This window comes from Mesorhizobium sp. M7A.F.Ca.CA.002.09.1.1 (assembly GCF_003998555.1).
GTDB classification, from domain to species: domain Bacteria; phylum Pseudomonadota; class Alphaproteobacteria; order Rhizobiales; family Rhizobiaceae; genus Mesorhizobium; species Mesorhizobium ciceri.
Genome location: NZ_RZRR01001613.1, coordinates 1 through 449, shown reverse-complemented (window position 1 = coordinate 449; position 449 = coordinate 1). Strand labels below are relative to the sequence as shown.

Sequence of the window (449 nt, the reverse complement as noted above, 5' to 3'; positions counted from 1 at the left end):
CTTGCAGGAGGTGCGGTTGACGCGGATGATCTCGCCCTCGGGATCGCCAGCGCCGAAGAATTGTTGGCGCACCGTCTCGCCGATCAGGCACACGCCTGTGCCCGAGCGGGTTTCGGAATCGCTGAACGGGCGGCCCGACACCAGTTTCCAGTCGCGCGCATCGAGATAGGCGCTGTCGGTGCCGGTGACGCCCGAGGTCAGGCTCTCGGTGCCGAAGATGACCCGGACCTGCTTTTGCGAAGCCGGCGAAATGGCGCGGGCGCCAGTCAGATGCGCAACCAGCGCCGCCAGCTCCTTTTCGGCCAGCGGACGCACCACCTGGTCGAGCCCGCCCGGGCCACCGGGACCGGCCGGGCGACCGGAGCGGACGACCAGCAGATTGCTGCCGAGCTTGGAGATGTCGGCCTTGACCTTCTGCGTGGTGCCCGACCCGATGGTGAGCATGGCAA

Annotated in this window: 1 protein-coding gene; it reads right to left on the bottom strand. The window is 67.9% G+C overall.

Annotated features, from left to right (window positions below; all coding sequences use genetic code 11):
• A partial coding sequence (locus EN994_RS34950) for an ABC transporter permease (RefSeq protein WP_164746605.1) occupies nucleotides 1-449 on the bottom strand: 449 nt, incomplete at both ends.